Origin of the sequence: Inquilinus ginsengisoli, assembly GCF_031453975.1 — a bacterium.
Taxonomy (GTDB): domain Bacteria; phylum Pseudomonadota; class Alphaproteobacteria; order DSM-16000; family Inquilinaceae; genus Inquilinus; species Inquilinus ginsengisoli_A.
The window spans coordinates 49,665-62,891 of record NZ_JAVDPW010000015.1 but is presented as its reverse complement, the minus strand read 5'-3'; the positions used below and the strand labels follow the sequence as shown (position 1 = coordinate 62,891).

12 protein-coding genes are annotated in these 13,227 nt (G+C 71.6%); 8 read left to right on the top strand and 4 right to left on the bottom strand.

Going from position 1 to position 13,227, the window contains the following annotated elements; genetic code table 11:
- The first annotated feature begins 291 nt into the window (after positions 1-291).
- Genes E9232_RS32455 through fabF form a run of 6 tightly spaced genes read left to right on the top strand, consistent with a single transcriptional unit; the run spans position 292 to position 5,780 of the window.
- Entirely contained in the window at positions 292-933 is a 642-nt protein-coding gene (locus E9232_RS32455) for a shikimate kinase (protein WP_309801404.1), read from the top strand.
- A 9-nt stretch (positions 934-942) separates the two neighbouring features.
- A complete protein-coding gene (gene aroB, locus E9232_RS32450) occupies positions 943-2,049 on the top strand; it encodes a 3-dehydroquinate synthase (protein WP_309801403.1) in 1,107 nt (368 codons plus the stop codon).
- Positions 2,050-2,079: 30 nt separating this feature from the next.
- Positions 2,080-3,366, top strand: a complete 1,287-nt coding sequence (locus E9232_RS32445; RefSeq protein ID WP_309801402.1) for an HlyC/CorC family transporter — start codon at positions 2,080-2,082, stop codon at positions 3,364-3,366.
- Position 3,367: 1 nt separating this feature from the next.
- Positions 3,368-3,928 carry a DUF2889 domain-containing protein gene (locus tag E9232_RS32440; protein ID WP_309801401.1) on the top strand — a complete coding sequence of 187 codons (561 nt, stop codon included), beginning with the start codon at positions 3,368-3,370 and terminating at the stop codon, positions 3,926-3,928.
- 50 nt (positions 3,929-3,978) lie between these two features.
- Positions 3,979-4,500, top strand: a complete 522-nt coding sequence (locus E9232_RS32435; protein WP_309801400.1) for a winged helix-turn-helix transcriptional regulator — start codon at positions 3,979-3,981, stop codon at positions 4,498-4,500.
- 11 nt (positions 4,501-4,511) lie between these two features.
- Entirely contained in the window at positions 4,512-5,780 is a 1,269-nt protein-coding gene (fabF, locus tag E9232_RS32430) for a beta-ketoacyl-ACP synthase II (protein WP_309801399.1), read from the top strand.
- Positions 5,781-5,839: 59 nt separating this feature from the next.
- Here fabF and E9232_RS32425 read toward each other — a convergent pair whose 3' ends face one another.
- The 3 genes from E9232_RS32425 to E9232_RS32415 are packed head-to-tail and all read right to left on the bottom strand — an operon-like array spanning position 5,840 to position 9,652.
- Positions 5,840-8,110: a xanthine dehydrogenase family protein molybdopterin-binding subunit gene (locus E9232_RS32425; RefSeq protein ID WP_309801398.1), complete on the bottom strand. Its 2,271-nt coding sequence runs from the start codon at positions 8,108-8,110 to the stop codon at positions 5,840-5,842.
- A complete protein-coding gene (locus E9232_RS32420; protein WP_309801397.1) occupies positions 8,100-9,158 on the bottom strand; it encodes an FAD binding domain-containing protein in 1,059 nt (352 codons plus the stop codon). The genes E9232_RS32425 and E9232_RS32420 overlap by 11 nt, the downstream gene beginning before the upstream one ends.
- Complete coding sequence (locus E9232_RS32415; RefSeq protein ID WP_309801396.1) at positions 9,155-9,652, bottom strand: (2Fe-2S)-binding protein; 498 nt, start codon at positions 9,650-9,652, stop codon at positions 9,155-9,157. The genes E9232_RS32420 and E9232_RS32415 overlap by 4 nt, the downstream gene beginning before the upstream one ends.
- A gap of 193 nt (positions 9,653-9,845) precedes the next feature.
- Between E9232_RS32415 and E9232_RS32410 the strand changes: the two genes are divergently transcribed.
- The gene (locus E9232_RS32410; RefSeq protein ID WP_309801395.1) at positions 9,846-10,448 is read left to right on the top strand and encodes a TetR/AcrR family transcriptional regulator; all 603 of its coding nucleotides are present in this window, start codon (positions 9,846-9,848) and stop codon (positions 10,446-10,448) included.
- Between the two features lie 210 nt (positions 10,449-10,658).
- Here E9232_RS32410 and E9232_RS32405 read toward each other — a convergent pair whose 3' ends face one another.
- Entirely contained in the window at positions 10,659-11,555 is an 897-nt protein-coding gene (locus tag E9232_RS32405) for a LysR family transcriptional regulator (protein ID WP_309801394.1), read from the bottom strand.
- Between the two features lie 189 nt (positions 11,556-11,744).
- Here E9232_RS32405 and E9232_RS32400 point away from each other — a divergent pair, with 189 nt between their 5' ends.
- The gene (locus E9232_RS32400; protein ID WP_309801393.1) at positions 11,745-13,220 is read left to right on the top strand and encodes an MFS transporter; all 1,476 of its coding nucleotides are present in this window, start codon (positions 11,745-11,747) and stop codon (positions 13,218-13,220) included.
- The last annotated feature ends 7 nt before the right edge of the window (positions 13,221-13,227 follow it).

Genomic DNA, 13,227 nt, shown 5'->3' with positions numbered 1-13,227 from the left:
CCACCGCCCACGATCACCAGCACCACGGCGATCGCCAGGATCCGGCCGAGGCCGCCGCCCCCTCCCCCGCCGCTGCTGGAGCTCGGGGAGAATCGGTTTTTCGAACGACGACGAGCCAAGACGGACCCCGTGACTGCTGCGGATCAGGACCAATGCGCCGGCCGCGGCCGGCACCTGCCGGAGAAAGCAGATGCGGCAGGGGCGGCGCAACCCTATCTTAGGCGGTCGGGACGGCGGCGGCAAACCGCCATCCCCTTTCAACCAAGCCCTGCCGGGCCCGGAACAGGATCGATGATCACCGCGCTGCACCGCCCCTTGCCCCGCACCCTCGTGCTCGTCGGCCTGATGGGCGCCGGCAAGACGGCGGTGGGCAAGCGCGTGGCCGCCCGGCTGGGGCTGGGCTTCACCGATGCCGACCATGCGATCGAGGAGGCGGCGGGCTGCAGCATCCCCGACATCTTCGAGCGCTATGGCGAGCCGGCCTTCCGCGACCTGGAGCGCCGCGTCATCGCCCGGCTGATGCACGAGCCGGTGCAGGTGCTGTCGACCGGCGGCGGCGCCTTCATGGATGCGCAGACCCGGGCCACCGTCGCCGAACGCGGCCTGTCGCTGTGGCTGAAGGCGGAGCTGGAGGTGCTGGCAACGCGCACCGCCAAGCGCCACAACCGCCCGCTGCTGCGCCAGGGCGACCCCAAGGCGGTGCTGGCCGGGCTGATGGAGCGCCGCCACCCGATCTACGCCCTGGCCGACCTGACCGTCGACAGCCGCGACGGGCCGGTCGAGGAGACGGTGGAGCGGGTGCTGGCGGCGATCGACGCCCGCCTGGCCGCCGAGACCCCCGCGAGCGAAACCGATCCCGGCCAGACAACTCCGGACCACCCGGCCCCCGACCCTCTGACCGCGGGCCCGGCGGCCCCGGACCCAACGGATTGAATCCCTGACATGACACGCGAAACCATCCGCGTCGGGCTGGGCCCGCGCAGCTACGACATCGTGATCGGCCCCGGCGCCCTGGCCGAGGCCGGGGACCGGATCGCGGCCCTGGGCCGCGGCAAGCGGGTGATCGTGATCGCCGATGCCCGGGTCGCCGCGCTGCACGGCACCGCCCTGGATGCGGCGCTGGCCAAGGCCGGGATCGCGGTCGAGACCCTGACCGTGCCGCCGGGCGAGGCGACCAAGTCGATGACGGTGTTGGCCGGCCTGCTGGACCGCATCCTGGGCCTGGGCATCGAGCGCGGCACCCTGCTCGTCGCGCTGGGCGGCGGCGTGGTCGGCGACCTCGCCGGCTTCGCCGCGGCGGTGGCGCTGCGCGGCCTGGACTTCGTGCAGATCCCGACCACGCTGCTGGCCCAGGTCGACAGCTCGGTCGGCGGCAAGACCGGGGTCAACAGCCAGCACGGCAAGAACCTGATCGGCGCTTTCCACCAGCCGCTGCTGGTGCTGGCCGACACCGCCCTGCTGGCCACCCTGCCGGCGCGGGAGCTGCGCGCCGGTTATGCCGAGGTGGTGAAGTACGGCGCGCTGGGCGATGCCGGCTTCTTCGACTGGCTGCAGGACAACGGGCCGAAGCTGCTGGCCGGCGACGGCGCCGCCACCATCCAGGCGGTGAAGCGCAGCTGCGAGATGAAGGCCGAGATCGTCGGCCAGGACGAGCGCGAGGCGGCGCAGCGCGCCCTGCTGAATCTCGGCCACACCTTCGGCCATGCGCTGGAGGCGGAGACCGGCTACGGCGACGCCCTGCTGCATGGCGAGGCGGTGGCGATCGGCATGGTCATGGCCTTCGACCTGTCGGTCCGGCTGGGCCTGTGCCCGGCGGCCGACCGCGACCGGCTGGTCCGGCACCTCGACGCGGTCGGGCTGCCGACCCGCCCCGACCGCAGCCGCAGCTGGTCGGTCGATGCCCTGCTGCACCACATGACCCGCGACAAGAAGGTGCGGGACGGCCGCCTGACCTTCATCCTGGTGCGCGGCATCGGCCAGGCCTTCGTCACCAACGAGGTGCCGGCGGAGCCGGTCGCCGCGGTGCTGGCGGACGCCATCGCCGCCTGACACCTTCAACAAGGACGCCCGAAGACGCCTATGTCCGACGACCTCGCCCTGCTGCTCAGCGTCGCCGGCATCGTCATCCTGCTGGTGATCTCGGCGTTCTTCGCCGGCTCCGAGACGGCGCTGACCGCGGCCAGCCGGGCGCGGATGCACCAGCTGGAAAGCCACGGGCTGAAGCGGGCCGGCATCGTCAACCGGCTGCGCGAGCAGAAGGACCGGCTGATCGGCGCCCTGCTGCTGGGCAACACCCTGGTCAACATCCTGGCCTCGGCGGTCGCCACCAGCCTGCTGAGCACCATGGTCGGCGCCTCGGCGGTGCCGATCGCGACGGTGGTGATGACCGCGCTGATCCTGATCTTCGCCGAGGTGCTGCCCAAGACCTATGCCATCACCCATGCCGACCGGGCGGCGCTGTCGATCGCGCCGCTGGTCCGCAGCGTGGTCTGGGTGCTGGGCCCGATCGTCCGGCTGGTGAACTGGCTGGTGCGCGGCGTGCTGCGCCTGTTCGGCGCCGACCCGCACCGGGTCGGCCTGGCCGACTATGTCGACGAGCTGCGCGGCGCCATCGAGCTGCACCGCGGCAGCGAGGCCGAGGTGGCGCAGGAGCGCCAGATGCTGCGCTCGATCCTCGACCTCGGCGACGTCTATGTCTCGGAGATCATGACCCATCGCCGCACCGTCGAGGCGATCGACGCCGAGCTGCCGCTGCAGGAGGTGGTGGGGGCGATGCTGAACAGCCCCTACACCCGCATGCCGCTGTGCCAGGGCGGGCTGGAGAACATCATCGGCGTGCTGCATGCCAAGGATGTGCTGCGGGCGCTGCAGGCGGCGGGCGGCGACCCCGACCGGCTGGACATCCGCCGGATCGCGACCAAGCCCTGGTTCATCCCCGACACCACCAGCCTGCTGGACCAGCTGCACGCCTTCCGCGTCCGGCGCGAGCATTTCGCCATCGTGGTCGACGAGTATGGCGACCTGAAGGGCGTGGTGACGCTGGAGGACATCCTGGAGGAGATCGTCGGCGACATCGTCGACGAGCACGATTTGCCGGTGGCCGGCGTGCGGCCACAGCCCAACGGCAGCTACCTGGTCGACGGCACCGTGACCATCCGCGACCTGAACCGCCGCTTCGAATGGCGGCTGCCGGACAGCGAGGCCTCGACCGTCGCCGGGCTGGTGCTGCACGAGGCGCAGCGCCTGCCCGAGGTCGGCCAGGCCTTCACCTTCCATGGCTTCCGCTTCGAGATCCTGCGGCGCCAGCGCAACCAGATCACCGCGGTGCGCCTGACCCCGCCCGTCGACGACCCCGAGGAGGGGTGACATGCCCCTGTCCGCCCCCGCCCCGCGCGCCCCCATCCACACCCGCCGCGTCACCTGCGAAGGCTTCCGCCGCGAGGACGGGCTGTGGGACGTCGAAGGCCACCTGACCGACGTGAAGGCCTATGAGTTCCGCAACGAGTTCCGCGGCGCCATCACCCCGGGCGACCCCCTGCACCAGATGCGGATGCGGCTGACCGTCGATGACGGGCTGGCGATCGTCGCGGTCGAGGCGGTGACCGAGCACGGCCCCTACGCCCTGTGCCCGGAGATCACGCCGAATTTCCAGGCTCTGGTCGGCCTGCGCATCGGCCCCGGCTTCACCCGCGCGGTCAAGGAGCGGCTGGGCGGGCCCAAGGGCTGCACCCATCTGGTCGAGCTGCTGGGCCCGATGGCGACGACGGCGTTCCAGACCGTGTTCCCGGTGCTGTCGCGCGAACGCCAGGGGGAGGCCGACCCGGCCAAGCGGCCGATCCTGCTGGACAGCTGCCACGTCTTCGCCGCCGACGGCGACCACGCCCGGCGCAAATGGCCGGCCTTCTACACCGGGCCGGAGCAGGGCTGAGGCGCCCCCTCACTTGCATTATGCAAGCGTCGGGCCTAAATCACCTGCCCATGCAACGGACCAGCTTCGCCGCGATGGACTGCCCGATCGCCCGCGCGCTCGACGCGCTGGGGGAGTGGTGGAGCCTGCTGATCCTGCGCGACGCCTTCCTGGGCGTGACCCGTTTCGACGGCTTCCAGGCCAGCCTGGGCATCGCCCCGAACATGCTGACCCGGCGACTGAAGCGCCTGGTCGATGCCGGGCTGCTGGAGCGGCACCCCTATTCGCAGCGGCCGCTGCGCCACGAATACCGGCTGACCGCGGCCGGGCGCGACGCCTTCCCGGTGCTGGCCATGCTGGGCGCCTGGGGCGGCCGCCACGCCACCGGCGGCAAGGTGCTGGTCCAGCTGACCGGCCGTGCCGATGGCGCCACGCTTGACCCGGTGCTGATCGACCGCCGCAGCGGCGCGCCGATCACGCCCGAGACCGCGGAATTCCGCCTCGGCCCCGATGCCGGGGCCGAGGGCCGCGCCCGCGCCGCCCGGATCCTGGCCCGCCGGGCCGGGGCGGCCAACGAGACTGTTTCGGCTTGAGGAGATCTGACATGCGCCGCATCGTGGTGACCGGGATGGGTGCCGTCTCGCCCTTGGCCAATGGCGTCGAGCCGAGCTGGGCCCGCCTGCTGGCCGGCCGCTCGGGACTGCGCCGCCTGCCGGAGGAGATCGTCGCGGATCTCGGCGCCAAGGTCGCCGGCGTGGTGCCGTCCATCGCCGAGGATCCGGAGGCCGGCTTCGACCCGGACCTCACGGTGCCGGTCAAGGACCAGAAGAAGATGGACCGCTTCATCCTGTTCGCCATGGCGGCGGCGGAAGAGGCGATCGCCCAGGCCAACTGGCGGCCGACCGAGGCGCGGGCGCAGGAGCGCACCGCCACCATCATCGCCTCCGGCGTCGGCGGCTTTCCCAACATCGTCGAGGCGGTGCGCATCACCGACCAGCGCGGCGTGCGGCGGCTGTCGCCCTTCACCGTGCCGGCCTTCCTGGTCAACATGGCGGCCGGCCAGGTCTCGATCCGCCATGGCTACAAGGGCCCGCTGGGCGCACCCGTCACCGCCTGCGCCGCCGGAGTCCAGGCGATCGGCGACGCCGCCCGGATCATCCGCGCCGGCGAGGCCGACGTGGCGCTGTGCGGCGGCACCGAAGCCTGCATCGACCGGGTCAGCCTGGGCGGCTTCGCGGCGGCCCGCGCCCTGTCGACCGGCTTCACCGAGACGCCGGAGCGCGCCTCCCGCCCCTTCGACGCCGCCCGCGACGGCTTCGTCATGGGCGAAGGCGCCGGCATCCTGGTGATCGAGGCGCTGGACCATGCGCTGGCGCGCGGCGCCACCCCGATCGTGGAGCTGATCGGCTACGGCACCGCGGCCGACGCCTATCACATGACCTCGGGGCCGGAGGACGGCAACGGCGCCCGCCGGGCGATGGAGATCGCCCTGGCCCAGGCCGGGATCGGCCCCGGCGACGTGCAGCACCTGAACGCGCACGCCACCTCGACCCCGGTCGGCGACCGCGGCGAGCTGGCGGCGATCAAGACGCTGTTCGGCACCGGCGGCACCGTGGCGGTCAGCGCCACCAAATCCGCCACCGGCCACCTGCTGGGCGCCGCCGGCGGGCTGGAGGCGGTGTTCACCATCCTGGCGCTGCGCGACCAGATCATGCCGCCGACCCTGAACCTGGAGTCGCCCGACCCGGACGCCGCCGGCATCGACCTGGTGGCGCTGGAGGCCCGCCGCGGCAACATCGAGCACGCTTTGTCGAACGGCTTCGGCTTCGGCGGCGTCAACGCCAGCGTGCTGTTCCGCCGCTGGCACGGCTGAGGCGCCGGCAGGCCTGATCCGGCCTCGCTCAAATCGAGCGAGGCCGGATCGGAGACGTCCTAATCCGGGACAGCCGCCACGAGGTCGTCGATCCCGATGGGAAACCGCCGTACCCGTATTCCGGTCGCGTGCCAGACCGCGTTCGCCACCGCGCCGGCGGATCCGGTGACGCCGATCTCACCGACCCCCTTGATGCCGAGCGCGTTCACATGGGGATCGTGCTCCTCGATCATCAGGGCTTCCAGGGACGGCACGTCGGCGTTCACCGGGATGTGGTATTCGGCGAGGTCGGCGTTCAGCGTCCGGCCCGACCGCGGGTCCACCACGGCACGCTCGTGCAGCGCGAAGGACGCACCCCAGATCATGCCGCCGTAGAACTGGCTTTGCACCAGCCGCGGATTGATCACCCGCCCGGCCGCGAAGGCCCCGACGAGACGGCTGACGCGGACCTGGCCGAGATCCGGATCGACCCGGACCTCGGCGAACACCGCGCCATGCGCGTGCATGGCATAGGCCGATTGCGTCGCAGGGTCTGCGGCGCCCGTGCCGCGGCCTTCGATCTCGGCCAGGCCGGCGCGGGCGAGAACCTCGGCATAGCTCTCGCTGCGGCTGTCGTCGTCGCGACGGAACAGGCGACCGCCCTGTGCGACCACCCCGGCATTCCCCGCCCCGAACAGGGGCGAGCGCTCATCGGCCGTCGCCAGGTCGGCGAGCTTGGCGATGACGGCGGCGCCGGCGTTGTGGATCGCCATCCCGGCCGTGGCGGTGTGGGCCGAACCGCCGGCGATTCCGGCATCGGGAAGATCGGATGACCCAGCCTTGAACTCCATCTGCTCGAGATCGAGCCCCAGGGAATCGGCCGCGATCTGGGCGAAGGCGGTCCAGGCGCCCTGGCCCATGTCGTGGGTGCCCGACTCCATCACGCCGGTCCCGTCGCGTCGCAGGACCGCCCGCGCCTCGGCCTGGAACATCAGCGCCGGAAATGTCGCGGTGCCGATGCCCCAGCCGACCAGGAAGCCGGCCTCGTCACGCATCTGCCGCGGCGCGAGCGGGCGCCCCGACCAGCCGAAGCGCTCCGCACCCTTGGCGTAGCATTCGCGCAAGGCCTTGGAGGAGAACGGCTTGCCCGAGATCGGCTCGACCTCGGCGTAGTTCTTCAGCCGGAACGCCAGCGGGTCCATCCCGACGGCCCAGGCCGCCTCGTCGATCGCGCTCTCCAGCGCGATCGAGCCCGTGGCCTCGCCGGGGGCCCGCATGAACAGCGGCGTGCCGGTGTCGTTCCGGACCACCTCGTGCGAGGTCACGATGGCGGGGCTCGCATACAGCGTGTGCGAGGCGTCCGCCGCCGGCTCGAAGAAGTCGTCGAAGGTGCTGGATGTCGTCTTGGCGTGATGCTCCAGCGCCGTCAACCCGCCGTCACTATCGACACCGATGCGCAGCGCCTGGCGGGTGGGCGCCCGATGGCCGACCGGCCCGAACATCTGCTCACGGCGGAGCACCAGCTTGACCGGCCGGTCGACCATCCGGGCCGCCAGGATGCCGAGGACCTGCGGGCCGGAGACCAGGCCCTTGCAGCCGAAGCCGCCGCCGAGGAACGGGCTGCGGATGTGGATCTTCTCCGGGGCGATCCCGAACAGCCCGGCGATCCGCCCCTGGGCCATGGCCATGCCCTGGCTCGGCGTGTCGATGGACAGGGCGTCGCCGTCCCAGGCGGCGACGATGGCATGGGGCTCGATCGGGTTGTGGTATTGCGAAGGGGTCTCGTAGGTCGCCTCGACCCGGTGCGCCGCCGCCGCCAGGCCCGCCTCGACATCGCCCCGCTCGACCCGGCCCGGGTTGCCGACGCCGACGGCGGGCGGAAGGAAGCTGTCGCCGGCGTCCAGCCCCACCCGGGCCGGCTGCACTTCGTAGCGCGGCGACAGCAGCGTCGCCCCTTCCGTCGCGGCCTCCAGCGTCTCGGCGATCACCACCGCGATCGGCTGGTTCGCATAGCGCACCAGATCGTTCTGCAGCAGGTCGAGCCGGAACATGAAGGGGTGGAGCTTCGCATCCGGGTCCGTCGCCAGCGGCGGCCGGTTGGCGGGGGTCATGACATCGACGACGCCCGGGTGCGCCTTGGCCGCCCTGATGTCGAGGAAGGTCACCCGGCCGCGGGCGACGCTGCTGACCGCCATGACCGCATACAGCATCCCGGCCGGGTGGTTGTCGGCGGCGTAGCGGGCCTTCCCGGTCACCTTCAGGATGCCGTCGCGGCGCGTGAGCGGCTGACCGATGCTGGAGCCATGCCGGGCGTGGGCGAGGGCCTGGGTGGGGTTGATCTCAGACGTCATGGCGCACTCCGGGACCGAATGAGAACGGGGACGCCGGGAGGGCGGGGACACGCTCCGGCGTGCCGGCCGCGGCGACCGTCAGGGCACGCACCAGGATCCGGCGCGCGAGTTCGATCTTGAAGGCGTTGTCGCCGGAGGGCCTGGCGTCGGCGAGGGCCGCCTCCGCCGCCCGGCGGAAGACGGCTTCATCGGGGCTGGCGCCGGCCAGGACATCCTCGGCCGCACGGGCGCGCCACGGCTTGGCGGCGACCCCGCCGAGCGCGAGCCGCGCCGTCCGGATGGTGCCGCCCTCGATCCGCAGCGCCGCGGCGGCCGAGACCACCGCGAAGGCGTAGGAGGTGCGCTCGCGAACCTTGAGGTAGCGGGAATGCGCGGAGAAGGCCGCAGCCTCGGCCGGCAGGCGCAGGGCGACGATCAGATCGCCCGGCTGGAGCGCGCTCTCCTGCTCCGGCGTGGTCCCGGGCAGGCGGTGGAGGGCCTCGACCGGTATCTCGCGCCGGCCGCCCGCGCCTTCGACCTCGACCACGGCATCCAGCGCGACCAGCGGCACGCAGAAATCGGACGGGTGGGTGGCGATGCAGGCCTCGCTCCAGCCGAGCACGGCGTGCAGGCGGTTCTCGCCGTTCCGGGCGTCGCAGCCCGCGCCGGGCTCGCGTTTGTTGCAGGCGCTGGCGGCGTCGTAGAAATACCCGCAGCGCGTCCGCTGCAGCAGATTGCCGCCGACCGTCGCGGCGTTGCGGAGCTGCGCCGAAGCCCCCGACAGCAGCGCCTCCGCCACCGCCGGATAGGCCTGGGCGAATTCGGGATCGTGGGCGAGGTCGGCATTGCGGACCAGCGCGCCGATGCGGAGGCCGCCATCGGGCAGGGGTTCGATGCCGTCGAGCCCGGGAAGGCGCGTGACATCGACCAAGCGGTCCGGACGGCTGATGCCGCCCTTCATCAGGTCGAGGAGGTTGGTGCCGGCGGCAAGATAGGCGGACCCCGGCTCGGCCGCTGCCGCGACGGCAGCGGTGATCGAGGTGGGCCTGACGTAATCGAAGGTTTTCACGCGGCGTCCCTCCGGCCGGTCTCGGCCAACGTCTTCTGCGCCTCCAGCACCGCCTCGGTGATCCCGGCATAGGCCGCGCATCGACAGAGGTTTCCGCTCATGCCCTCGCGGATGCGCTCGGGGTCGTCACCGGCCTGGCCTTCCCCGATCAGGCCGATCGCGCTCATGATCTGGCCCGGGGTGCAGAACCCGCACTGGAACCCGTCATGGGCGATGAAGGCGGCCTGGACGGGGTGGAGCTGGTCGCCGCGGGCCACGCCCTCGATGGTGAGGACATCGGCGCCGTCGAGGCTGACGGCGAGCGCCAGGCACGAATTGATCCGGCGGCCGTCGACCAGGACCGTGCAGGCGCCGCACTGGCCCCGGTCGCAGCCCTTCTTGGTGCCGGTCAGGTCGAGGCGCTCGCGCAGGAGGTCGAGCAGCGTGACCCGCGGATCTTCCAGCTCGACGTCATGCCGCACACCATTCACGGTGAGGCTGATGGCGAAATTCATGCAGGACTCCGATCAGTGGTATCGTCGAAGGCATTGGGGCCGCACGGGTGTGCGGCTGGAGGCCGGGCAGCTTGATTGGCTTGCCATGGGGCGCCGAAGCCACCCGGCTTGACCAAAGGGCGGCATCAGGTGATCTACTCGCCCGGACAATATACGGAGGGACCCTCCGCTTTGCAAGCGGATGGGCAACCAGATGAGGGATATGGGCGAGGATTCGGCAAAGACCACCCGGCGGCCTCGCGCCGATGCCATCCGCAATCGCGAGCGCGTGCTGGAGGCCGCGAAGGCCGTCTTCAGCGCCGGCGGTCCCGACGCCAGCCTCGAGGCCGTGGCAAGGCGGGCCGAGGTCGGCATCGGCACGCTGTACCGGCACTTCCCGACCCGCGAAGCCCTGTTCGAGGCGGTCTACCGCCGCGAGGTCGGGCAACTGGTCGAGCTGGCGGAACAGCTGAAGGACGAGGCCGCGCCGGTCGACGCGTTGCGCCGCTGGCTGCGGTCCAATGTCGAGCTGGTCGCCACCAAGAAGGGCATGCTGGCGGCACTGGCCCTTGCCACCCACGGCCCGTCGCAGCTCTACGCCGACACGTTCCATCGCCTGACGACGGCGATCGGCACGCTGCTGGACCGCGCCGTCGCGGCCGGCGAGATCCGCGCCGACGTCAGCGCCGAGGACCTTCTGCGCGCCCTCATCGGCATGTGCTACATGCACGATCAACCCGGCTGGCAGGAGGCGGTGCTGCGGCTGCTGGACGTCTTCGTCGATGGTCTTTGCCTGCAGACCAAAGCGAAGCGCTGAAGGCGGCAGGGATCCCGCCGACACAGGAAAGTCCTCGGAGACGACAGATGCGCCAACGGCCTGTGAGCCTATCAACAGAAGACGCCTTTATTTCCGAAGAATCCCTGATCTCCGCATTAATATCGATCGGTAATTACTGAATAATTTCACGAAAGCCGAAGTGAACTACCGTTGCAATATGCTTGAATCAGCGCTGCCGGCACGGCTGCGCTAGGCCCGCCCGCCCGGGCGGGTGCCGACCTCGCGGATCAGGTCGATGAAGGCGCGCAGCCCGGCGGGCAGGTGGCGGCGGCCGGGATAGTACAGGCACAGGCCCGGCAGCGGCGGCGTCCAGTCCGCCAGCACCCGGACCAGGCGGCCGCCGGCGACGGCATCCGCCACCACCCATTCCGGCAGGTAGGTCAGCCCGGCGCCGGCCAGCGCGGCCTCGAGCATCAGATCAGCCTCGTTAAGGATCAGCGGCCCGGGGACGTCGATGTCGAGGGTCTCGCCATCACGCTCGAACTCCCAGCGGAAGACGCTGCCATTCGGCATCCGGGCCCGGATGCCGCGATGCGCCGCCAGGTCGCCGGGCACCACCGGCCGGGGATGGCGCGCGAAATAGGCCGGTGACCCGACCACGGCGAAGGTCAGCGTCGCGCCGAGGGGAATGGCGATCATGTCGCGCGGGATGGATTCCGCCGGCCGGATGCCGGCGTCGAAGCCTTCGACCACGATGTCGATCAGCCGCTTGTCGGCGATCAGCTCGACCTGCATGTCCGGATAGCGATCGAGATACTCCAGCACGACCGGCACCAGCACCTGGCGGGCGCCCGAGATCGAGCTGTTGATCCGCAGCGTCCCCCGCGGCGTGTCGCGGTGGCTGTTCACCGTCTCCATCGCGGCCTGGATGTCGGACAGGGCGGGCGCGACCTTGGCCACGAAATCCGCCCCCGCCGCCGACAGCGAGACGCTGCGCGTCGTCCGGTTGAACAGCCGCACGCCGAGGCGGGCCTCCAGCCCGGCCACGGCGTGCCCCACCGCGGTCGGCGACATGCCGAGGTCCCCGGCTGCGGCGCGGAAGCTGCCGTGGCGGGCGACCGCGATCACCACCTCGAGCTCGATCATCCCGCTTTTGTGCATTGCACCGGTTTCCGGGTCAGGCCATGCCGATTTATCTCACTTATCGGCGCAGTCACACACACCCATCTGATCGGCAACGTCAAAAAAATCATCCCGCCGCACCGATGGCTTTGCAGCCCCGGCCGCCCTTAGTGGGCCGGCTGGTCGCGGCCTGTTCACTCCGGAAGGTTTCCCATGGCACCCACACGACAGGGATCGGCGGCACAGACGTCGGCCTCGGGGCTGACGCTCGGCATCATCCTGGCCTGCCAGCTGATGATCGTGCTCGACGTGACGGTGCTGTACACCGCCATGCCGCACATCGAATCCGCGCTGCACTTCACCCTCGCCACCCTGTCCTGGGTGCAGAGCGCCTACACCCTCGGCTTCGGCGGGCTGATGCTGCTGGGCGCCCGCACCGGCGACATCCTGGGCCGCCGCCGCGTCTTCATCGCCGCCATCGCCCTGTTCACCCTGGCCTCGCTGGCCGGCGGGCTGGCCCAGTCGGCGGAGGGACTGCTGATCGCCCGCGCCGTGCAGGGCATCGCCGCCGCCTTCGCCGCGCCCTCGACCCTGGCCCTGATGATGACCAGCTTCCCCGAGGGCCATGAGCGCAATCGGGCGGTGCGGCTGTACACCGCCGTGTCGGGCGCCGGCGGTGCCATCGGCCTGGTGCTGGGCGGGCTGCTGACCGACGCCGTCTCCTGGCGCTGGGTGATGTTCATCAACCTGCCGATCGGCCTGGGCCTGCTGATCCTGGCGCCGCTGGCGCTGCGGGAGACCGAGCGCCATCGCGGCCGGTTCGACCTGGCCGGCGCCCTGACCGTCACGCTCGGCAGCAGCGCCCTGGTCTACGGCCTGATCCGCGCCGTCACGGATGGCTGGGCCGACACGCTGACCGACCTGTCCTTCGCCGCCGGCGCCGTCCTGCTGGCAACCTTCTTCTGGGTCGAGCGCCGGGCGGCGCAGCCGATCACGCCGCTGCACCTGTTCGCCAGCGCCGAGCGCTCGGGCGCCTATGCCGGCCGCATCCTGCTGATCGGCGGCAATCTCGGGACCTTCTTCTTCCTGACCCAGTATGTGCAGACCGGCCTGGGCTACAGCGCCCTGAACGCCGGCTTCGCCTTCCTGGCCCTGGTGATTCCGCAGGTGCTGATGTCGACCTACGGGGTGCGGCGGCTGCTGCCGCTGGTCGGCCACCGGCTGCTGCTGGCCGGCGGGCTGGCGCTGGCCGTCGCCGGCATGGTCGGGCTCAGCCGGGTCGGCGTCGACACCAGCTATTTCCCGCAGCTGGCGGTGCCCCTGGTCATCCTCGGCATCGGCACCGGCGCGGCCTTCGTGCCGCTGACCACGGCCGGGATATCAGGGGTGGCGCCGCGCGACGCCGGCGCGGCCTCGGGGCTGGTCAACACCGCGCACCAGCTCGGCGGGTCGCTGGGCACCGCGGTGATCGTCGCCATCGTCGGTCCGGTGGGCGACCCCGCGGCGGGCCCGCTGGTCGACGGCGTGGCCTCCCACCTGGCGGTGCGGTCCGCCCTGACCCATGCGCTGACGGTCTCGGCGACGGCGTCGGCGGCGTTCTTCGCGCTGGCCCTGGCCGTCGCGCTGCTGACCATGCGGCGCGCCGGAAGCCTGAAGCCGGCAGTCCCGAGCGAAGGCCGGGCCGGCTGATGCGATG

Coding starts and splice junctions, on each gene's coding strand:
- E9232_RS32455 (WP_309801404.1), top strand. CDS start 292: ATGATCACCGCGCTGCACCGCCCCTTGCCCCGCACCCTCGTGCTCGTC.
- aroB (WP_309801403.1), top strand. CDS start 943: ATGACACGCGAAACCATCCGCGTCGGGCTGGGCCCGCGCAGCTACGAC.
- E9232_RS32445 (WP_309801402.1), top strand. CDS start 2,080: ATGTCCGACGACCTCGCCCTGCTGCTCAGCGTCGCCGGCATCGTCATC.
- E9232_RS32440 (WP_309801401.1), top strand. CDS start 3,368: ATGCCCCTGTCCGCCCCCGCCCCGCGCGCCCCCATCCACACCCGCCGC.
- E9232_RS32435 (WP_309801400.1), top strand. CDS start 3,979: ATGCAACGGACCAGCTTCGCCGCGATGGACTGCCCGATCGCCCGCGCG.
- fabF (WP_309801399.1), top strand. CDS start 4,512: ATGCGCCGCATCGTGGTGACCGGGATGGGTGCCGTCTCGCCCTTGGCC.
- E9232_RS32425 (WP_309801398.1), bottom strand. CDS start 8,110: ATGACGTCTGAGATCAACCCCACCCAGGCCCTCGCCCACGCCCGGCAT.
- E9232_RS32415 (WP_309801396.1), bottom strand. CDS start 9,652: ATGAATTTCGCCATCAGCCTCACCGTGAATGGTGTGCGGCATGACGTC.
- E9232_RS32410 (WP_309801395.1), top strand. CDS start 9,846: ATGAGGGATATGGGCGAGGATTCGGCAAAGACCACCCGGCGGCCTCGC.
- E9232_RS32405 (WP_309801394.1), bottom strand. CDS start 11,555: ATGATCGAGCTCGAGGTGGTGATCGCGGTCGCCCGCCACGGCAGCTTC.
- E9232_RS32400 (WP_309801393.1), top strand. CDS start 11,745: ATGGCACCCACACGACAGGGATCGGCGGCACAGACGTCGGCCTCGGGG.